The sequence below is a fragment of the Moheibacter lacus genome (assembly GCF_014042165.1).
In the GTDB taxonomy this organism is placed as follows: domain Bacteria; phylum Bacteroidota; class Bacteroidia; order Flavobacteriales; family Weeksellaceae; genus Moheibacter; species Moheibacter lacus.
This window is the reverse complement of the sequence record NZ_JACDZE010000001.1, coordinates 1,651,021-1,670,988: the sequence shown is the minus strand read 5'-3', so window position 1 is coordinate 1,670,988 and position 19,968 is coordinate 1,651,021. Positions and strand designations below refer to the sequence as shown.

Sequence of the window (19,968 nt, the reverse complement as noted above, 5' to 3'; positions counted from 1 at the left end):
GGTATTATTTTGACCTAAATTTGCAGTTCATTAAATACATTTCAATTGAATTTCGACATACAACATATCCGTTCCCAATTCCCGATTCTTAACCGAGAAGTCAACGGAAATCCATTGATTTACATGGACAACGCTGCGACTTCTCAAAAACCAAAAATGGTCCTGGATGCGATAGAGAATTATTATGAAAAATTCAACGCAAACGTTCACCGTGGCATCCACACCATCAGTCAGGAAGCGACCGTGATGATGGAAAACGCGCGGGAAAAAGTAAGGAATTTCATTAACGCCAAACATGCCCACGAAATCATTTTCACCAAAGGAACAACGGAAGGAATCAATTTAGTAGCTCATGTTTTGCGCGAAGTTTTAAAGCCCGGAGATGAAATCATCACCACAGAAATTGAGCATCATTCCAACATCGTTCCTTGGCAGATGCTTTGCGAGCGAACCGGTGCCAAATTGAAGTACATCCCGCTCGACGAAAACGGAAGGTTGCAAGTGGAGAAATTGGACGAGCTTTTAACAGAAAAAACAAAACTCGTAACGGTTAACCAGATTTCAAATGCGCTGGGTGTGATCAATCCCATTGAAGAAATCATCGCCAAAGCACACCAAGCCGGTGCTTGGGTTTTGATCGACGGAGCACAGTCTATTCCGCATACAAAAGTAGATGTTCAAGAATTGGATGCGGACTTTTTCATTTTTTCCGGACACAAAATGTACGCCCCGACCGGAACCGGTATTTTGTACGGAAAAGAAGAAATCCTGAATAAACTACCTCCATTTCATGGTGGTGGAGAGATGATCAAAGAAGTTTGGATGGACCATTCTACTTATGCAGGATTACCGTTTAAATTCGAAGCGGGAACACCACATATCGAAGGAAACATCGTGTTCGAAACAGCCATTGATTTCATAAATGAAATCGGAATTGAGAACATTCATCAACATGAAAATCATTTGGTTGAATACACTACCGAAAAGCTTTCTGAATTAGAAGAAGTCATCATTTATGGAAAAACACTTCCTCGTTCTGGAGCGGTTTCATTCAATTTAAATTTACAAGGTGTGCATCCATCAGATGTCGGGATGATCCTGGACAAAAAAGGAATTGCGGTCAGAACAGGTCATCATTGTGCGCAACCAATCATGCGTCATTTCGGGATTCCGGGTACGGTTCGGGTTTCTTTTGCGGTTTTTAACACAAAAGTAGAAATTGACCAAATGATAGCCGGAGTGAAATTGGCTATCAAGATGTTAGGCTAATCTTTTGTACTGCTTCAAAAAGTTTAAAATAAAAAAATAATAATATTTCATATTCTCCTAATTAGACTGGCATAAAACTTGTCAAAACTTGCGCGATTTTTGTACCTTTATTATCGGTTTCCAAATTCATTTCAAAAATGAAAACGTCCTATTTTTTTATCCTAATTTTATTTTTTGGTTTTGTCATTTCAACGGCGCAAACCTCATCCAACAATCGTGTAAGCCCGATTGATTCTATTGCAACCAACATCGATGATTTAAATGTGGAGATCATTTATAGCCGACCTTTTTTGAAGGGAAGAGAATTTGGGAAAGACATCGTTCCATTTGGGAAAGTTTGGCGTACCGGCGCAAACGAAGCGACCATTTTTGAAACCAATCAAGATATTTTGATCGAAGGAAAATTACTTCCTGCGGGAAAATACAGTTTGTACACAATTCCAAATGAAACGGAGACCATTGTGATTTTCAACAAAGACTGGAACCAATGGGGCACCAATTACAATGAAAAACAAGATGCACTTCGCGTTACCGTTCCTACTTTTCAGTCAGAGGAAAATATAGAACAATTCACCATTGATTTAGATGAATCTGGCGCTGCATGTCTGGTTTGGGGAAAGAATTTATTTACTTTTCATTTTCAAGAAAGCTAAGCGCAGTTGGTAGAGATTTTCGTCAATAAATTTTGTAAAATTTCCAATTCTTTTTGATCAATTCCTTGAAGTGCAATGCTTCTATTTCGCTTGACCAATTCCTGAACATCTGCTATGATTTTTTTACCCGAACTCGTTATTTTCAAACTGGATTTCCGGCGATCCAATTGATTTTCCGTTCTTTTCAAATAGCCGGATTTGACCAAAAGTTCAATGATCCGAGTCACAGAAGCATTGTCTTTAAAAACTTTTTCAGCTATAGACTGTTGAGAAATCCCAGGATTTTCCATTAAAACTTTGATCACCAACCACTGGTCAATCGTAATTTTAAATCCATTTTCTTTCAATTTTTTTTGGGCATACATCCGATAACTTCTGATGGTTTTGTCCATCGAATAAAAAATGATATCTTCTAATTTCTCCATCGAAAAGGTATTTTTACAAATATAGAAGAATAGTTCAATCATGAAAATCACCACTTCATACTGGATGCATGAAATCCGTTGTTTTCAATTCCAATTTCTATTCTACTTCATTCATAATGATTACCTTTGATAACTTTCAAAAAAAGCAACAAACAAATGATACAAAACGAACTCAAAAAATTAGGTTTAAACGAAATCAATGAAGGAACTTCTACAGGTTCCAACTGGTTTTCTAACGGAGAAATCATAGAATCTCATTCGCCTGTTGATGGTCAATTGATCGGAAAAGTAAAATCAACCACCAAAGAAGATTATGAAAAAACCATCCAAACGGCTCAAGAAGCATTTAAAGTTTGGCGCACCACACCTGCTCCTCTTCGTGGAGAAATCGTGCGTCAGTTTGGAGAGAAATTGAGACAATATAAAGCCGATTTAGGAAAATTGGTTTCCTATGAAATGGGAAAATCTTACCAAGAAGGATTGGGTGAAGTACAGGAAATGATCGACATCTGTGATTTTGCAGTAGGTCAATCCCGTCAATTGTACGGACTTTCCATGCACTCTGAACGTCCCGGACACAGAATGTATGAACAATACCATCCGCTTGGAATCGTCGGTGTGATTTCCGCTTTTAATTTCCCGGTTGCCGTTTGGTCGTGGAATGCAGCTTTGGCTTGGGTTTGTGGAGATGTTGTGGTTTGGAAACCAAGTGAAAAAACTCCTTTGTGTGGCGTTGCTTGTCAAAAAATCATCCAGGAAGTTTTGAAAGAAAACAATTTGCCGGAAGGAATTTCTTGTTTGGTAAACGGCGATTATAAAGTAGGAGAACTATTATCAAAAGACAATAGCGTTCCTTTGGTTTCAGCAACCGGTTCGACTCGAATGGGAAAAATCGTCGCGCAAGAAGTCGCTGCCAGATTGGGTAAATCTTTATTAGAATTGGGTGGGAACAACGCGATTATTGTTACGCCTGATGCTGATGTGAAAATGACAGTAATCGGAGCGGTTTTCGGAGCGGTTGGTACTGCAGGTCAACGTTGTACTTCGACGCGTCGCTTGATTATTCACGAATCGATGTATGACAAAGTAAAAGATGCGATTGTTGCGGCTTACGGTCAATTGAAAATCGGAAATCCACTGGATCAAAATAACCATGTAGGGCCGTTGATCGATACGGATGCGGTGAAAAATTACAATGCTGCTTTGGAAAAAGTAAAAGAACAAGGCGGAACGATTTTGGTCGAAGGCGGCGTTTTGGAAGGAAGCGGATATGAAAGCGGTTGTTATGTAAAACCTGCGATTGCGGAAGTAAAAAACGAATTGGAAATCGTTCAACATGAAACATTTGCACCGATTTTGTATTTGATTAAATATTCGGGCGATGTAGAAAACGCCATCGAAATCCAAAATGGAGTGGTTCAAGGACTTTCTTCTGCAATTATGACCAATAATTTGCGCGAAGCAGAAAAATTCCTTTCTCAGTCAGGTTCTGATTGTGGTATTGCCAACGTAAACATCGGAACTTCCGGTGCGGAAATCGGGGGTGCTTTTGGTGGAGAAAAAGAAACCGGAGGTGGACGTGAATCAGGGTCTGATGCATGGAAAGTATACATGCGCAGACAGACCAATACGATCAATTATACGACCAATTTGCCGTTGGCACAAGGAATTAAATTTGATTTATAATTCTAAGTTTGAATTAGTAAATACGAAATAACATCCGTCAACTATTAAAGTCTGGCAGATCATTTCAACCTTAAAAATACCCTGCACAGGGTATTTTTTCATTTATAGATCGAACTTATTTTTACCATATAAAAGAGTAAATGACTTAACCTTCCCTGTTTACTAAAATTGAAATATGAATTTTGCTGGAAAAGCGCAACTGCTTTTTCAGCTTAATTTTTTTTAGGAATTCAAATTCAAAGTTTATAAATTCGGAATCCGTGAAAATTTCTATTCAAAAAAGACTTTTAGTGGCACTGGGATTATTTATTTCCATCCAAATCCATTCGCAGGAAACTTTGACTGTAAAAGTAATGGCGCAGCAAGATGGATTGTCACAATTAGGTGTTTCTTCGATGGATTTTGACCAAAAAGGATATCTCTGGGCCGGCACCCAAAATGGATTGAACCGGTACAATGGAAATGTATTCAAAGTTTTTTTTTCTGGCAACAAACCAAATGATTTAAAAGATGATCACATCCGCTCATTGCTTTTTCTGAACGATACTTTATGGATAGCGACCAATACGAATTCTGTTAACGCTTATTTACCTAAAGAAAACCGATTCCTAAACTTCGAACGCTATAAAAACCCAAACGAATTCATCAAATTCACTTATGCCCTCACCGCCAGTAAAGAAAATATCATAGCCGGTGCAGTTGGTCATATTTTTACCATCAATCGAAAATCCAAAACCATAAAAACGCTAAAAGTACCGGACATCCTTATAAATGACTTCGTTACAACCCTAGCCCCCATTCATCAAAACCAATATTTAATCGGAACAAACATCAGCGGAGTTTATCGGTACGATGAAAAAGCATCAAAAGTCTTTACCGACGAGGCATTTCATTCGCTGAAAAACCATCAGATCAACTCCATCTTACAAGTCAATCCTCACCGTATTTTAATTGGAACCAATCTAGGACTTTATCAATACATCATCGCTGAAGAAAAATTGATCAAACTCCATGATATTTATGTGAAAAGTTTATACAAATGGAATGAAAATCAAGTATTTGTCGGAGGTCTGAATCATAATTATTTTCTATCCAATTTCAGAGATTTAGAAGAAATTCATTTTAAAGATTTCTCCAATCAGGAAATTGAAGCTGTGATTTTGAGCATAAAAAAAGATTCGCTGGGAGGAACATTTTTTGGAACCGAAACAAAAGGAATTTTATATTATCATCCACTTCATAAAAAGTTTTCACCTTTGAGAATTAACGTTAAAAATTCTCCGAAAAAGGATTTTATCAGCATATTTAATTTTTTAAGAAAAGACGATAATCTTTGGATGGCGACAGAACTTGGTTTTGCCAAATATAATCTCAAAACTAAAACTTATCAATTGTACCGAACCGATAATTTGGAATACACCATTGCACAAGACCATCAAGGTCGTATTTGGGCAGGTGGATTTGAAGAAGGTCTGGTCAGGTATGATGAAAGAAAGGATCAATTCATCAAAATCCCAACTACTTTTAAGGACAAAGACGTGATCCAACTTACTTTCATTTCAGAAGAAAAACTCTGGATCCATACTTGGTCCAACGGAATCTTTGAAATGGATCTCAACTCCGGGAAAACCCAACCCGTCTTCATCGATGGGAAAAACCTCATTCGTTCACGCACGAGTTACATCGACCGAAAAGGCGGAATTTGGATAGGAAGCGATGAAGGATTGTATCATTTAGTAGGAAAAAACGTGAAATATTATGGCAATCTATCCAATCCACGCGTTTTTGCAATTTCTGAAGACAGCAAAGGCAAAATTTGGGTAGGGACTGCAAAAGGAATTAGTAAAATCGACCCAGAAAAAAATACCGTCACCAAATGGTTCCGCCAAAATGGTTTGCCCAATGATTTTATTTACGGATTACTGGTAGATGATGTAGATCAAGTTTGGGTTTCTACCAATTTTGGCCTTTCAGTATATGATCCAAATACTAACCAATTTAAAAATTACACAGAAGAAGATGGTCTTCAAAACAATGAATTTAATGGAAAAGCAGCCTATAAAGATGAATCAGGAAATTTTTATTTCGGCGGCATGAATGGCTTCAACATCATAAGACCAGAAAAAGTCCAGGTCAATAAAAAAATAGGTTCAACACACGTAGAGGACATCAAATTATTTGGAAAATCCATCAATCAAAACATCCTTTATTCAGATACGCTTTATTTTTCACACAACGAAAATGTGATCACATTTGATTTTATCAGTCTGAATTTCCTTCGTTCAGAAAAAAACCGATACCGTTTCATCTTGGAAGGATTTGATGACCAATGGCGTCCTGAAACCAAAGAAAAATCAACCACTTACACCAATTTAAATCCGGGAACCTATATATTTAAAGTCATGGGCAGTAACAATGAACTGCTTTGGGGAAAAACTGACCAAAAAGTCATCATCATCAATTCTCCTTGGTACCAAACCACTTGGTTCAAAATATTGGCTTTAATGTCCATCATTTCCCTCATCGGTTTGATTTTTTATGTCAAAAATTTACAACAAAAAAGGACAAATCGAAGATTGGTCAAAATGGTTGAAAACAGAACGGAAGAATTGAACCAATCCAATGCTGCACTCAACGAATCTCTGGCAACCTCAAAAAAACAACAAGAAAACATCAGCTTTTTAATGCAAGAGCTGAACCACCGTGTAAAAAACAACCTACAATTGATCACGAGCCTGATTGATTTACAATCATTTGATATAGAAAATAAAGAAATTCAGGAAAAGCTAAAACTATTACAATCAAGAGTTTACACCGTCGCCAAAGTTCATGATTTGTTGAATAAAGAAGACAATGAAAAAATTCAAACTTCAGAATTCATTGAAGAACTCATCAGGGAAATTCTCTTGTTTTCCGGTCAAAAAATTGAAACAAAATTTGAACTTCCACCATTTGATTTTCCGACCAAACGCATTACGTATCTCGGATTGATATTTAATGAATTGGTAACCAATTCCATTAAACATGCTTTTCAACACAAAAATACCGACAAGAAAATCCGAATTTCAGGTTACCAAAACGAAAGTGAATTGGTTTTGATTTACCATGACAATGGAATTGGATTTCAACCGGAAACCAAAGATTTGCACTCCAGCAAAGGATTAAATTTAATTTTCACTTTAGTAAAACAATTAAATGGCGAAGTGAAAATTGAAAATAAAGAAGGAAGTTTAGTGAAAATCATCATTTCAAAAAAGGAATAAGAACAAGAATCCGATTTGAGTTAATTAGAAAAACTCTAAAAGTATGAAAGAAAAAATTTTGATAATTGAAGATGAAATCATCATCGCAAACAACTTGAAAATACAACTGGAGAGCCAGAATTTCTCAGCAGAAATCGCAACTTCACCCGAAATCGCCATCGGCCTATCGCAGGAAATTGATTTTCAACTGGTTTTGACCGACATCAATTTGGAACATGAGATTGACGGCATCCATTTGATTTCAAAATTAAATTTAAAACCTTCTATTCCAGTTATTTTCTTAACGGCTTATAGCAACCGAGAAATCATTTCCCGCGCCGGAAATGAACAGCCTTATGCCTTTTTGATCAAACCTTTTCACAACGAACAATTGTTTTTAACCATCAAAATGGCATTGCTACATTCCAAAAAGAAATTTATCCATAATCCCGAAAAAATTCAATCCGACATCAAACTAGGAAAAAGAGAACTGGAAATCATCAAATTACTCAGCCAAAGTAAAACATCAGAAGAAATCGCTGAAGAACTCAACATCAGCCCATTAACCGTTTCCACGCATCGAAAAAATATCTTCAGAAAAACCGCGTCCAAAAATATGATCGAACTTATTTCATTGGCTGTAGAAAATCGTTGGATATAAAAATTCAAGAGGATTTAGGTAAATTCAAATCCGCCAAAACCCTTTGCAATTCTTCCGGCTTTTGGGTTCCGATTAAGAGTGCATTCCCATTTTTAAATTTCAATTGCAATCCTATATTTCCTTTTACATTAAAAGCTGTTCCTCCTCTACCAAACCTGATTCCCCATCCGCCAAATTCTTTCAAAGCCGAATATTTCCTTAACTGGACTATCTCAATTCCTTCCCAAGGATAAAAACGAAATTGAGGCAAAAAAGGAAAGAATTTCACATAAATTCCCTCAGTTTGGATTTTGGTTTCAAGTCTGATTAAAAAAAATAAAATCAACACAACAACCAAAATAATCAAACCAATCCATTGATCTGAACTCATGGCTTTATTTTCAGAAATCGCCTCATAAATCGGCCTAAAAATCACAAAACTAACCAACAACAAAAGTCCCCACATCCACCATTGGTTGAACCTTTGTTTCTCATGAAATAGAATTTTGTCCATAGAAAACTAAATATAAAAAATATTAATCAATTCCTTTTCCTTTTGTATTTTTACAAAAATCCCTTTTGGTGGCAAACACGCAAGAAATATTACAAAAATATTGGGGTTATGCAGATTTTAAATATCCGCAAAGAGAAATCATCGATTCTGTTTTGGATGGAAAAGATACATTGGCGATTTTACCGACCGGAGGTGGTAAATCTGTTTGTTATCAGATTCCGGCTGTACTTTTGGATGGAATCACTTTGGTGATTTCACCTTTAATCGCCTTGATGAAGGACCAAGTTCAGCAGTTGAATCAAATCGGGATAGGAGCGGCTTCCATCAGTTCCCAATTAAATCAGGATGAAATCGCAGTCGTTTTTGCAAAATGCCAACTAAAGCAGATAAAGTTACTGTATGTCGCCCCGGAAAGATTATTGAGCAGAAAATTTATGCTAAATCTCCTCGAATTGAAAATCAGTTTAATAGCGATAGACGAAGCGCATTGCATTGCGCAATGGGGACATGACTTCCGTCCTTCCTATTTGAAAATCAACAAAATAAGAGAATTATTTCCTAAGGTCAATTTATTGGCTTTAACAGCGACAGCACCACCCAAAACACAGGAAGAAATCATTTCGGCCTTGCATTTAAAAAAACCAAATCTTTTCAAAAGCACATTAAAAAGAGAAAATTTGGTTTATAAAGTCCAAAGTTCTCAAAACGAATTGGATGAATTGGAATTGGAACTTAAAAAAAATCCCGGTTCGGGCATCGTTTTCTCCCGAACGAGAAAACAGACTTTTTCACTCTCAGAATTTTTAAAATCCAGAGAAATTGATGCCGATTTCTTTCATGCCAAACTTCCCAATGATGAAAAAATAAAAAAACAAGAAATTTGGACCAAAAGCAACCAACAAATCATCGTTTCGACCAATGCGTTTGGGATGGGAATCGACAAACCCAATGTCAGAACGGTTGTCCACATGGATTTGCCTTCGAGTCTGGAAGCTTATGTTCAGGAAGCAGGAAGAGCAGGTCGTGATGGGAAAAATGCAGAAGCCGTTTTGTTTTTGCAACCTTATGCTGCTGAAGAGTCTGAAAAAATATTTAAATCCGGTCTTCCGACACGGGAAGAATTTGAACAAATTGGTCGGAAATTTTATAATTATTTTGAGATTGGAGAAAATGAACGACCGGAAGGGAAATTGGAATTCCAATTCGCAATGTTTGTTAAAAAATTCAAATTGGATAAGATGAAATCCATGAAAGTTTTGGATTTTCTGGAAAGAAAAGAAATCATCATCTTCCAAAAAAAGGTCAATTATAGTACCGTTCAATTGAATGCCAATCCTGCTTACGCACAGTTTTCTAAATCTATCGAAACCAGAATTGCCGAATTTCTGGTTCGCAAACATCCGGGAATTCTTTCTCAAGAAATATCCATCAGCGAATTTCAGATCGCGCAAGAACTTCAAAAACCGGTCAAAAAAATCAAAAAAACATTGCAAAAATTGAGCGAATCTGGCTATTTGCATTACCGGAGTCGTGACCTACAAAATGTAGTATTTTTACGTCCAAGAGAGTCAGACTATTTGAAAAATAAAATTTGGAAAGACTTTGAAAATCTGCAGATTGCGCAATGGAAAAGGCTTCAAGACATAATCTACTATGCTTCGCAAACCGAAATCTGCAGAGAAAAATTGATATTGCGCTATTTCGGAGAAAAACCAAAGAAAAATTGTGGTAAATGCGATGTTTGCCAAAAAGAAAAACCCAATTTGGATGAAAAATCTCTGTTGAAATTTTTAGATGAAACGCCAAAAACCACCCAAGAAATCCTTCTTCATTTTGTACATTCGCCCAGAGAATTGGTTTTGGGGAATTTACAGCGTCTATCAGATGAAAATATCATTGAAAATCAAGGCATAGATCGTTACCAAACAGTGAAAAAATAAACAGATGAAACACCCATGATTAAACTTATATCACACAACGGAATGTTAATTTGGGTGTTCCTTGTGACCAAAAAAATCAATAAACATTAACACATGAAAGTAGTTTTTATGGGAACGCCCGAATTTGCGGCGATTTGTCTGGAAGAAATTTTAAATAGCAAACATGAAGTTGTCGGTGTAATTACTGTTCCGGACAAACCTGCCGGTCGCGGACAAAAACTGGCGCAGTCTGCTGTTGCGAAATTGGCAATTGAAAAAAACTTAAAATTACTTCAACCTGAAAAACTAAAAAACCCGGAGTTTCTGACTGAACTTCAATCTTTAAATGCAGATTGTTTTGTGGTAGTTGCTTTCCGCATGTTGCCTAAAGAAGTTTGGCAGATTCCGAAAAAAGGAACTTTTAACCTTCATGCCTCTCTCCTACCTCAGTATCGTGGTGCTGCACCGATCAATTGGGCGATCATCAACGGTGAAACAGAAACGGGAGTTACCACATTTTTAATCGATGAGAAAATCGATACGGGAAATATTTTATTGAAAGAAAAAGTTGAAATAACGACCGAAGATGATGCCGGAACTTTGCATGATCAATTGGCTGAAATTGGTAAAAAAACCATCATCCAAACTTTAAATGGGTTGGAAACCAATTCAATTCAACCTTTGCCGCAAGAAAATTTAGGAATCCTGAAAGCTGCTCCAAAAATTTTCAAAGAAGATTGTAAAATTAATTGGGAGGAATCGTTAGAAAACATTCACAATAAAATCAGAGGTTTGAGTCCTTATCCGGTCGCTTGGACCTTTTTCTCAAAAGATGGAGAAAATAAATTCGTCAAAATTTACAAAGGCCGATTTGAAAAGGCATCCAATCCCAATGGAAATTTGAACTCCATTTCTTTTGAAAACAACCAAATAAAAATTCAATTAAAAGAAGGAAATTATTATGTTCAAGCACTTCAAATTGAAGGAAAAAGAAGACTATCTGACCGTGATTTCATCAATGGCCTACAGGACAAGGAAGGCTGGATTTTGAACGAAAACATCTGAAATACAAGCAGAAACAATGGTGGTTATTAACAAATTTGGCGGTTTTTTCAACAAAAAAGTGATTTTTATTGGGCTAAAACTTGCGTAAATAAAGGATTCGTCTATATTTGTTATACTAATTAAATTAATAAAATCTTTAAAATTATGAACAAATCAGAATTAATCGATGCGATGGCGGCTGACGCCGGAATATCTAAAGCAGCGGCAAAAAAGGCTTTGGATTCATTTACAGGAAGTGTAACAAAGGCTTTGAAAAAAGGAGATAAAGTTTCTTTGGTTGGATTTGGAACTTTTTCAACTTCAAAAAGAAGTGCTAGAAACGGTATCAACCCTCAAACTAAAAAGACTATCAAAATCGCTGCAAAAACAGTTGCTAAATTTAAAGCAGGATCAGAGTTATCCTCTGCAGTTGATGGAAAGAAAAAATAAATCCTAATGATTTCATGAAAAATCCTTTCGAAATGAAAGGATTTTTTTTGTCCAATTTTTTAAGGTGCCAATCGTTCTTTTCTCCAGTTACCTTCATTTAAACTAAATCGGAGTCGATCATGCAAACGGCTGGGTCTGCCCTGCCAAAATTCTATTTCCACCGGCTTCACCAAATATCCACCCCAGTTTTCCGGTCTTGGAACTTCTTTTCCGGCATATTCCCGACTTAAATTTTTTACCTCTTCTCCTAAATCAGCATCCATAGCTATCACCGAACTTTGCAATGAAACCAGAGCGCCTATCTGACTTTCTACCGGACGTTTATGAAAATAATCATCCGACTTTCGTGCCTCTATTTTTTCTGCCAATCCTTTTATGATGACTTGTTGTTCCAATTTGTCCCAAAAAAAAGACAAACATACTTTTTGGTTCCCCAGTATGGATTTCCCTTTCTGGCTATCATAATTGGTATAAAAAATAAATCCATCATGATTGACTTCACGCAACAAAACAATTCGACCCCGAGGAAAACCATCCTCTCCTATAGTAGCCAAACTCATCGCATAAGGCTCGGCTATCTGATCTGAATGGGTAGCAAAATCATACCAATCATTGAACATATCCAAAGGATTTTCAGGGAGATTGGAGAAATCAATAAAATTTCGGGAATAGTCCTTTCTTTTATCGCTTAAGTCTTGTTTCATTGGATTTTTTTTTTAACTTTATCAAACAGACAACAATTTTAATTCAAACTTAGTGCAAATTAAAACGATTACAAAAGGAAATATACTCATTGCCCAACCGGCATTATATGATTTGACTTTTAATCGGTCTGTTGTACTTATTACTGATCATAACGAGTCCGGTTCTGTAGGTTTTATGTTGAACAAACCTTTGAATCATTCCGTAAACTTATATGTTTCTGAATTGGAGTCTGATTTTACCGTTTATGAAGGTGGACCGGTCGAAACCCAAAATTTATATTATTTACACAACCGTCCAGATCTAATCCGGAATTCTGAACCGATTTCAAACGGACTTTATTGGTCTGGCGAATATGAAGACGTCAAAAATGCCATCAATCAAAATCTGATTACAGAAGACGAAATCCGCTTTTATTTAGGGTATAGTGGTTGGGGAGAAAATCAATTGCAATCTGAAGTTGAAGAAAATGCCTGGATCGTCGTTGAAGATGATTTGGATATATTTCAAGACTGGGACAACAATCTTTGGCGGATGCAGATGAAAAAATTGGGTGGTGAACATCTCATTTGGCTTAATACACCGGCTGACCCGACGATGAATTAAAGTTCTGAATTCAACAACGCAAAAATTTCTTTTGTTTTTTCTGTGGTATAATTTTTCTTCCGATTTTGATGAATGGAAAGAATCCCCTCACTTTCTAGACAAATAAAAACTTCATCGGTTTTTTGTAATTCAAATGGAAAAATATCGGTTTCTTCCAGTGTGAAATCTTCCGATTTTGCAATCAAATTGCACAAATGATTTCGGGTAACGCTGCGAATTCCACCTTCAGAAATTTCAGGCGTTTTGATGTGATTTCCTTGGATCAAAAATGGATTTCCGAGCAAGGTTCTTGCGATCTTCTTTTCCGGATTTAACAACACCAAATCATCGTATTCGTTTTCCTGCATGAAAGCACGGGCGATTATTTCTTCCGGTTTATGCGAATTGACTTGTGTGAAAAAGGTTGGATTTACGGTGTAATCTTTAAAAATTTCGATTTCTGACACATCCTTTTTCCAACTATACTTTTCAGATGAAAATTCTTCTAAAATTTCAATCAAATAGGAAACAGTAGATTTGGTCAACAAATCATTGCTGTCTGCATTTCGGTAAATACTGATTTGAACTTTTGCATTGGAAATTTTATTTTCCCGAGCCAATTTATTTATTTCTTCTTCAAAGAATTCTTGCGTGAAATTCAGAGGGATATTCATGCGAAAAATCCGCATAGAAGCCATCAAATTGAAATAATGTTCTTCCCAAAGCAAGAGATTTCCATCTGCTATTTTTACCGTTTCGCTGATAAAATCTCCCAACTGAAAAGCACGATTAATTTTCCCAAAAAGGGCATCGGCTTCATCAAAAAAGTTTCCGTTAAATATAAATTTCACGAAGAATGGTTTTATCTATGAACCTAAAATTTTCTTTAAATCTTCGATTTGGCTTTCCCAAAGCAGTTTGGATTCTTCTACTTCGGACGTATCTGCAAAATCGGTAATCATAAGCGAAACATCTCCGGTCAGATCGTCTTCTACGATGTTCAGTTCAAAGAAATATTTGGTGTCTTCATCGTCTTCCCACTGAAAACGAACATAGGTATCTTGTTTACTTTTCATCAAAAAAGCAGATTGCTCGTCACCATCCCAAATAAAAGTATATTTCTCACCACGAGAATTCACATTATCTGCAAACCATTCTGACAATCCGGAAGGGTTTGAGATATAATTATAAAGCAATGAAGGTGAAGCATTTATCACAAATTCGGACTGAAATTTTTCTCTGGCCATGTTTCGATTTAATTGGTGTGCAATATATAAAATAGAGTTTTATAACCAAACTTTTTTAGATAAGTTTTGTTGAATTAAAAGAAGATTCTATATTTGCAGTCCTTAAAACGAGGACAAGGTAGCCTGCTGCTTTGGAAAGGGTTCAAATCTCTTGAAAATTTGAAATATTGATTTAATAATAAATGGCGAGGTAGCTCAGATGGTTAGAGCGCAGGATTCATAACCCTGAGGTCACGGGTTCAATTCCCGTCTTCGCTACCAGAAAGGACGGTGTTTTCATCGTCCTTTTTCTTTTTAGGAATTTACAGTTTACATCCTTTTTTCTGAATCTTCCGGTAAACATTACACCGGTTATACTTCCGATTTGGAAACCCGAATTCTTTCTCATAACGAATTTGGACTTGGGTGGACTGCGAAATATAGACCGTGGAAAATCATTTTTACAAAAGATTTTGAAACAAAAAAGGAAGCCATGGATTTTGAGAAATGGTTAAAGTCCGGCGTTGGAAGGGATTTCATCAAAACTTTAAAGAAGTAGCGCAGGATTCTTATCCGCCGCGGCGGACACGGGTTCCTCCGAAATTTCGGAGCCGTCTTCGCTACTAAAAAGGACGGTGTTTTCATCGTCCTTTTTCTTTTTATGAAATTTACAGTCTACATCCTTTTTTCTGAATCTTCCGGTAAACATTACACCGGATTTACTTCCGATTTAAAAACCCGATTGCTTTCGCATAATGAATTTGGACATGGGTGGACTGCGAAATATAGGCCGTGGAAAATCATTTTTACAAAAGATTTTGAAACAAAAAAGGAAGCCATGGATTTTGAGAAATGGTTAAAGTCCGGCGTTGGAAGGGATTTCATCAAAACTTTAAAAAAGTAACGCGGAATCAGATGATTTTTAATTGTATTTTTAATGCATAATTGAAAATGAGTTTAGGCACGGATTGCAAATCCGCGCCATCGGGTAAAATCATTTATGGTTAGTCCGCTTGGTACGGCTTCCGGGAATGCATTTGAAGCGGTTACTAATAAAACAGCAGGAGCGGTGGTAGAACCTTTATATAATAATGGAGTTGGTGAAGCAGTAGATTATGAAGTAAAACATTAAAATGAAAATAAATAAACATATTAAGTTATTTTTTTTAGGGTTTTTAGGATTTGTGGTGTTATGTTTCGTTATCTATTTTTCCCAGCAAAAAAAATATGAGTCTTTAATAAAAGAAGGGAAATATACGATAGGGGTTGGAGAAAAAATAAAAAAAAATAGAACCGGATGGACGTTTATTTATACTTATAAAGTGAATAATGAAATCTATGAGGGAAGAAATTCTGCGACAGGTATTAGAGAAGAATTCGCAGTAGGCGGAATCTACTTTGTAGTATTTGATCCAAATAAGCCAAAGAAAAATTTTCTGATCAAATATCCTACTGTTCCAGCAGAGATAAATTTAGATAGTATACCTGTGGAGGGTTGGTCAGAATTGCCTGTTCCCGTTCCTAAAGATTCTATCAGAAATTTTTTAGATTAAAAATGAAAATAAATGACACTATCCCACCAAGTGTGTAAATTGAAAAATTAAGGTTTGGATCGGCGCTGTATCAAACATGTTGATTTCCGCATTTAGAAAAAAATGGGCGCTGTATCAAACATGTTGATTTATCATTTTTATCAAATCTAAAATCTGATTATCAATAATTTAAAATTTATAAAATACAGAATTAGAAACAACCTTCCGGTTGTTTTTCTATTTTTGGAAGTCTTAAATCTATTAAAATGGCTTCGATTGTAATCAAGTGTATCACTTGTGTTGATGAAAAGAATTCTATGGTCAAAAATGGAAAAACACCTTACGGCAAACAAAGGTCCCCGATGGCGCGGATTTGCAATCCGTGCTTATTACAACTATGAATACGACACCAACGGCAACATGACCAAAGACCGAAACAAAACAATAGAAAGCATCATCTGCAACCATCTGAACCTATCCAACCTTGTTAATTTAAAAATGCTGATTCAATCATATCACACAAAAAAAGGAGCTGTAAAAACAACTCCTTTCTATCATTTTGATTGATTTCTAAATTATTTCTTCAGAATCTTGATGGTTTTCATTTGGTTTTCTGTTGTAATTTTCATCACATAAACACCTGATGAAAGTTGGGACAGATCCAATGCTGCTTGTTTGGCATTCAAAGATTTGGTATAAACCAATTTACCTGCAAGATTGTAAATTTCGACTTGAAGAATGGAAGAAGCATTTTTCAAATTCATGACCTCTTTTACCGGATTTGGATAAAAACTGAAGTTGGCCAATTCACTTGAGCTCAATCCCAATTCTTCCGTTTCTACACGCAAAGCTTCGCTTTCACATCCGTCAATCGTTTGGGTGACATAATAAACGCCGGCATCTTCCAACAAAGTGGTGTCAGGCAATACGATGGTCAATTCTTCATCATCATACCAAGTCAATTCTCCTGTAAATTCAAGTGAATCTTCTAAATCAGCCAAAGTTTCACCTGCTACGAATTCGAAATTCCCAACAGCAATTGGCGCAGCCGGAATTTCATTTACCGTAACCTCAACTGCCAATCTTTCACTTTCACAATCGATGGTTTGCGACACATAATAAGTTCCGGAAACCAATTCTAAATCAGAAGCAAGCGGTTCAGTTGCCTCCAAACTATCGTACCATTTCAAATCTGTTCCTTCTGCCATCAAATCTGCTACCGTTGCAGTTCCACAGAAAGTTTGGGCATCGGCGGTAGGCATTGGCGTCGTACATGGTTCTGCTGTACAAGTCCAAGAAATGTTGTCAATAACCGTTTGTCTGTTTGAAGTAGTTTCGCCAACATTTTTGATTCGGATCACGGTTTCTCCACTGAAGTTGATTGTGAAACTAAAAGTATGAACTGTAGGGTCTTCACCACTTTCATCACCAAAAACCTCAGTTGTTGCAACCTGTGTTCCGTTGACGATTAATTCCAATTGGCGTTCATTTCCACCGGTAAATGCTTTTCTGTATTCAAATGAGAATTCACCTACTCCAGATGTCAATGTCGTTTCCAAATAAGAGTCAGATGCTCTTCTCAACATCAAACCTTTTCCGTCGATCGAATAATCATCACCTGTTCCAGAACCTTCATTTCTAGAATGTCCATACGTCCAAGTAATGCCGTTATTTGTAAATGATCCATCTCCATAAGTAGCCGGAATATCGGTCGTTTCAAAATCTTCCATTCCACCACATGGCTCTTCAATTACTGTTAAAATCGCAGCATTTGAAGTTGTTTCACCACAATCGTTTGTTGCGACAACTCGGAATTGGTATCCGTCCATATCAAAAGTGGTCGCTTCTGTCGTATAATTGTTTTCCGTTGCAGCATCGATGATCGTCCAGTTTGCTCCATTGTCTGTGCTTACATACCATTGGAAACTTCCTTCAGCTTCCAATTCAGAAGAGAAAGTTGCGTTTTGACCTAAAATAGCAGTTTGATCTTCAGGTTGCGTGGTAAAAACTGGTGCTACATTGATGGTAATTTCGACAGAAAGTCTTTCACTTTCACAACCATTTACCGTTTGGCTCACAAAATAATTTCCACTAACCAAAAGCACATCTTCTTCCAACGGCTCCGTTGCGTCTTCTGTTTCGTACCAATTCAAATCAGTTCCCACAGCTACCAAATCTGCTACGGTCGCACCATCGCAAAGTTCTTGTGCATCAGCAGTTGGTGCATCTGGAATTTCGTTTACGGTAATTTCTACGGCCAATTTTTCACTTTCGCAATCGATGGTTTGGGTTACGTAATAAGTTCCTGTTGCAATTTCAGCAGCAGCAGCAAGTGGCGTAGTTGCTTCCAAACTATCGTACCATTTCAACTCTGTTCCTTCTGCCACTAAATCTGCCACGGTTGTAGTTCCACAGAAAGTTTGGGTTTCTGCGGTTGGCAATGGTGTTTCACATGGTTCTTCAGGACAAGTCCAACCTAAATTGTCAATCGCAGTTCTGTTCCCGGAATTGATGATTTCAATTACCACATCTCCTGTCACATTGATATCAGTTGAAAATGTAGTTGGCGTTTCTTCGGATACTGTAATGTCGCCACCGTACTGGGTTCCGTTTACAAATACTTTTAGAGTAGAATTATTGCTATAAATTCGTTTATAATCAAAAGAAAGCGTTCCAATTCCTCCGGAAATCGTAGAAGTATTGGTCAACGTACTGTTGCGCATTCCCAAAGCTCTATCTGTAATGGTTTGATCCGTTCTGGCATCTGTTGCTGACCATTCGATGCCATCATTTCCGGTCCAAGTTCTGGTTTGATAAAAAGTACTTTGAGAAGTTGGGATATTTTCAAAATTTTCTGTCATACAGAAATCACCCGGTTCGGCAATTTCTTCAAAACTTACAGAAATCGTATGGTCTTCGGTAACGTTTGTAATGGTATAAGAAGTCATGTTACCAACAGAAACGCCATCAACCAACACATCAGCCACTTCATATCCTGGATCTGGAATGAAAACAAAATTGATGTCTCCACCACAGTTCACAGTTTGCGCAGTGTTTGGCGAAATTTGACCATTTGGACCTGCTGATGGGGTAACGGTATACGTACTCGCTACATTAAAAACTGCTGTGATGGTATGATCCGCTGTAACATTTGTGAAAACATAAGGATTTGTGTTTCCGGCATTTGCACCATCTACAACCCAATGACTCAATACAAAACAATCGGATTCGGCTGTTGCTGTAAAAGTAGCTGTTCCTCCTTCTTCAACTTCGACTACACCTTCTGGAGATATTGACCCACCGGTTGGTTGGATAACGCTAATGGAAAAACCTGTCGGCTCTTCTGTTTCTTTTTTGTATAATTTTAATTTTACTTGACTGGAAGTATAAGCTGCAAATCTTGGACTGCTATTGTTCCATTGTAAAATTCTATCTGTATTATCAACATTGGTCAGTGACCATAAACCTGCGTCGACGGAATAAGTCCATTTTTCAGTATTTTCAGGTGTACCATCATAAAAACTTGCATGATTCCCGCTCCCTCTATAAGTTACATAGCCCACCTCTGCATTGTAAATCGTAATTTGACCGGAATTCACATCTATGGTAAATACATTGTCCGAAGTAAATCCTGAGCTAATGGTTGTTCCGGGATCGGTAACAGCAGTATGCAAAATGTAGGTGCTATGACCACCTGCATTTTGTTGATTCAGCATGAATCCGTCGTTGGTTGAACCATCTCCTACGATCAAATATTCGCCCGAAGTGAGTTCATCAGTTGTTGTGATTTGCGTGTAGATATCTTGCCCAAACAATTGGGAAAAAGCAAGAAAACAAACACTAAAAAATAGTAAAAAGTTGTTTTTCATTATGAATTTATTTGATTTAAAAACTTTAAGAATAATTTTTGATTTAAAATAAGCTATTTAGTATAGTTAAGATGAAATTTGGATTCAAAATTATGAACCTAAATCTGTCTACTCCTGATTTGACATATTACTAAAACTTCAAATTTGAGTTAATTGGAAAAATTAAATTTTCATCAAATCGCAAAATTAAGGATTTTATTCCTATTTAAATA

General features: G+C 36.7%; 20 protein-coding genes and 1 tRNA gene. 15 read left to right on the top strand and 6 right to left on the bottom strand.

What is annotated here, in order from left to right; genetic code table 11:
- Positions 1–45: 45 nt before the first annotated feature.
- Both HU137_RS07745 and HU137_RS07740 read left to right on the top strand, forming a co-directional pair.
- Positions 46–1,269 (top strand): aminotransferase class V-fold PLP-dependent enzyme, encoded by a 1,224-nt coding sequence (locus tag HU137_RS07745; protein ID WP_182043204.1) that lies wholly within the window; start codon positions 46–48, stop codon positions 1,267–1,269.
- Positions 1,270–1,406: 137 nt separating this feature from the next.
- Positions 1,407–1,922, top strand: coding sequence for a DUF2911 domain-containing protein (locus HU137_RS07740; RefSeq protein WP_182043203.1), 516 nt, complete (start codon positions 1,407–1,409; stop codon positions 1,920–1,922).
- On the opposite strand, the gene HU137_RS07735 is transcribed toward HU137_RS07740, so the two are convergent.
- On the bottom strand, positions 1,919–2,347 hold the full coding sequence (locus HU137_RS07735) for a MarR family winged helix-turn-helix transcriptional regulator (protein WP_182043202.1): 429 nt from the start codon (positions 2,345–2,347) through the stop codon (positions 1,919–1,921). The two genes, HU137_RS07740 and HU137_RS07735, sit on opposite strands and share 4 nt — an antisense overlap.
- Positions 2,348–2,503: 156 nt before the next feature.
- Between HU137_RS07735 and amaB the strand changes: the two genes are divergently transcribed.
- The 3 genes from amaB (at position 2,504) to HU137_RS07720 (ending at position 7,936) form a co-directional block, all read left to right on the top strand.
- A complete protein-coding gene (amaB, locus tag HU137_RS07730; protein WP_182043201.1) occupies positions 2,504–4,033 on the top strand; it encodes an L-piperidine-6-carboxylate dehydrogenase in 1,530 nt (509 codons plus the stop codon).
- Positions 4,034–4,293: 260 nt separating this feature from the next.
- Positions 4,294–7,296, top strand: coding sequence for a ligand-binding sensor domain-containing protein (locus HU137_RS13090; protein ID WP_182043200.1), 3,003 nt, complete (start codon positions 4,294–4,296; stop codon positions 7,294–7,296).
- Positions 7,297–7,339: 43 nt separating this feature from the next.
- Positions 7,340–7,936 carry a response regulator transcription factor gene (locus HU137_RS07720; RefSeq protein ID WP_182043199.1) on the top strand — a complete coding sequence of 199 codons (597 nt, stop codon included), beginning with the start codon at positions 7,340–7,342 and terminating at the stop codon, positions 7,934–7,936.
- Between the two features lie 4 nt (positions 7,937–7,940).
- Here HU137_RS07720 and HU137_RS07715 read toward each other — a convergent pair whose 3' ends face one another.
- Positions 7,941–8,429, bottom strand: a complete 489-nt coding sequence (locus HU137_RS07715; RefSeq protein ID WP_182043198.1) for a hypothetical protein — start codon at positions 8,427–8,429, stop codon at positions 7,941–7,943.
- Positions 8,430–8,497: 68 nt separating this feature from the next.
- Here HU137_RS07715 and HU137_RS07710 point away from each other — a divergent pair, with 68 nt between their 5' ends.
- From HU137_RS07710 to HU137_RS07700, 3 genes are all read left to right on the top strand, one after another.
- Positions 8,498–10,369, top strand: coding sequence for a RecQ family ATP-dependent DNA helicase (locus HU137_RS07710; protein WP_182043197.1), 1,872 nt, complete (start codon positions 8,498–8,500; stop codon positions 10,367–10,369).
- A 93-nt stretch (positions 10,370–10,462) separates the two neighbouring features.
- On the top strand, positions 10,463–11,413 hold the full coding sequence (gene fmt / locus HU137_RS07705; RefSeq protein ID WP_246361491.1) for a methionyl-tRNA formyltransferase: 951 nt from the start codon (positions 10,463–10,465) through the stop codon (positions 11,411–11,413).
- A gap of 144 nt (positions 11,414–11,557) precedes the next feature.
- Positions 11,558–11,842, top strand: coding sequence for an HU family DNA-binding protein (locus HU137_RS07700; RefSeq protein ID WP_182043196.1), 285 nt, complete (start codon positions 11,558–11,560; stop codon positions 11,840–11,842).
- A gap of 59 nt (positions 11,843–11,901) precedes the next feature.
- Here HU137_RS07700 and pdxH read toward each other — a convergent pair whose 3' ends face one another.
- Positions 11,902–12,546: a pyridoxamine 5'-phosphate oxidase gene (pdxH, locus tag HU137_RS07695; protein ID WP_182043195.1), complete on the bottom strand. Its 645-nt coding sequence runs from the start codon at positions 12,544–12,546 to the stop codon at positions 11,902–11,904.
- Between the two features lie 52 nt (positions 12,547–12,598).
- On the opposite strand from pdxH, the gene HU137_RS07690 reads away from it, so the two are divergent.
- Positions 12,599–13,150, top strand: coding sequence for a YqgE/AlgH family protein (locus HU137_RS07690; RefSeq protein ID WP_182043194.1), 552 nt, complete (start codon positions 12,599–12,601; stop codon positions 13,148–13,150).
- Here the strand turns inward: HU137_RS07690 and HU137_RS07685 are convergent.
- Both HU137_RS07685 and HU137_RS07680 read right to left on the bottom strand, forming a co-directional pair.
- Positions 13,147–13,980, bottom strand: a complete 834-nt coding sequence (locus HU137_RS07685) for an aminotransferase class IV (RefSeq protein ID WP_182043193.1) — start codon at positions 13,978–13,980, stop codon at positions 13,147–13,149. The two genes, HU137_RS07690 and HU137_RS07685, sit on opposite strands and share 4 nt — an antisense overlap.
- 15 nt (positions 13,981–13,995) lie before the next feature.
- A complete protein-coding gene (locus tag HU137_RS07680) occupies positions 13,996–14,376 on the bottom strand; it encodes an START-like domain-containing protein (protein WP_182043192.1) in 381 nt (126 codons plus the stop codon).
- 184 nt (positions 14,377–14,560) lie between these two features.
- Between HU137_RS07680 and HU137_RS07675 the strand changes: the two genes are divergently transcribed.
- The 6 genes from HU137_RS07675 (at position 14,561) to HU137_RS07655 (ending at position 16,454) form a co-directional block, all read left to right on the top strand.
- A tRNA-Met gene (locus tag HU137_RS07675) sits at positions 14,561–14,637 on the top strand.
- A gap of 52 nt (positions 14,638–14,689) precedes the next feature.
- The gene (locus tag HU137_RS07670; RefSeq protein WP_182043341.1) at positions 14,690–14,914 is read left to right on the top strand and encodes a GIY-YIG nuclease family protein; all 225 of its coding nucleotides are present in this window, start codon (positions 14,690–14,692) and stop codon (positions 14,912–14,914) included.
- 102 nt (positions 14,915–15,016) lie between these two features.
- Positions 15,017–15,259, top strand: coding sequence for a GIY-YIG nuclease family protein (locus HU137_RS07665; RefSeq protein ID WP_182043191.1), 243 nt, complete (start codon positions 15,017–15,019; stop codon positions 15,257–15,259).
- A gap of 96 nt (positions 15,260–15,355) precedes the next feature.
- Positions 15,356–15,487 carry a hypothetical protein gene (locus tag HU137_RS13050; RefSeq protein ID WP_262890129.1) on the top strand — a complete coding sequence of 44 codons (132 nt, stop codon included), beginning with the start codon at positions 15,356–15,358 and terminating at the stop codon, positions 15,485–15,487.
- A 1-nt stretch (position 15,488) separates the two neighbouring features.
- Positions 15,489–15,908 (top strand): hypothetical protein, encoded by a 420-nt coding sequence (locus tag HU137_RS07660; RefSeq protein WP_182043190.1) that lies wholly within the window; start codon positions 15,489–15,491, stop codon positions 15,906–15,908.
- Between the two features lie 282 nt (positions 15,909–16,190).
- Complete coding sequence (locus tag HU137_RS07655) at positions 16,191–16,454, top strand: hypothetical protein (protein WP_182043189.1); 264 nt, start codon at positions 16,191–16,193, stop codon at positions 16,452–16,454.
- An 8-nt stretch (positions 16,455–16,462) separates the two neighbouring features.
- Here the strand turns inward: HU137_RS07655 and HU137_RS07650 are convergent, their stop codons facing one another.
- On the bottom strand, positions 16,463–19,756 hold the full coding sequence (locus HU137_RS07650) for a T9SS type A sorting domain-containing protein (protein WP_182043188.1): 3,294 nt from the start codon (positions 19,754–19,756) through the stop codon (positions 16,463–16,465).
- Between the last annotated feature and the right edge of the window lie 212 nt (positions 19,757–19,968).

Excerpts from the sequence above, each read along its gene's own strand:
- amaB (WP_182043201.1), top strand. The coding sequence starts at position 2,504 with ATGATACAAAACGAACTCAAAAAATTAGGTTTAAACGAAATCAATGAA.
- HU137_RS07700 (WP_182043196.1), top strand. The coding sequence starts at position 11,558 with ATGAACAAATCAGAATTAATCGATGCGATGGCGGCTGACGCCGGAATA.
- HU137_RS07715 (WP_182043198.1), bottom strand. The coding sequence starts at position 8,429 with ATGGACAAAATTCTATTTCATGAGAAACAAAGGTTCAACCAATGGTGG.
- HU137_RS07665 (WP_182043191.1), top strand. The coding sequence starts at position 15,017 with ATGAAATTTACAGTCTACATCCTTTTTTCTGAATCTTCCGGTAAACAT.
- HU137_RS07680 (WP_182043192.1), bottom strand. The coding sequence starts at position 14,376 with ATGGCCAGAGAAAAATTTCAGTCCGAATTTGTGATAAATGCTTCACCT.
- HU137_RS07735 (WP_182043202.1), bottom strand. The coding sequence starts at position 2,347 with ATGGAGAAATTAGAAGATATCATTTTTTATTCGATGGACAAAACCATC.
- HU137_RS07650 (WP_182043188.1), bottom strand. The coding sequence starts at position 19,756 with ATGAAAAACAACTTTTTACTATTTTTTAGTGTTTGTTTTCTTGCTTTT.
- HU137_RS13050 (WP_262890129.1), top strand. The coding sequence starts at position 15,356 with ATGGTTAGTCCGCTTGGTACGGCTTCCGGGAATGCATTTGAAGCGGTT.
- pdxH (WP_182043195.1), bottom strand. The coding sequence starts at position 12,546 with ATGAAACAAGACTTAAGCGATAAAAGAAAGGACTATTCCCGAAATTTT.
- fmt (WP_246361491.1), top strand. The coding sequence starts at position 10,463 with ATGAAAGTAGTTTTTATGGGAACGCCCGAATTTGCGGCGATTTGTCTG.
- HU137_RS07740 (WP_182043203.1), top strand. The coding sequence starts at position 1,407 with ATGAAAACGTCCTATTTTTTTATCCTAATTTTATTTTTTGGTTTTGTC.
- HU137_RS07720 (WP_182043199.1), top strand. The coding sequence starts at position 7,340 with ATGAAAGAAAAAATTTTGATAATTGAAGATGAAATCATCATCGCAAAC.
- HU137_RS07655 (WP_182043189.1), top strand. The coding sequence starts at position 16,191 with ATGAAAAGAATTCTATGGTCAAAAATGGAAAAACACCTTACGGCAAAC.
- HU137_RS07660 (WP_182043190.1), top strand. The coding sequence starts at position 15,489 with ATGAAAATAAATAAACATATTAAGTTATTTTTTTTAGGGTTTTTAGGA.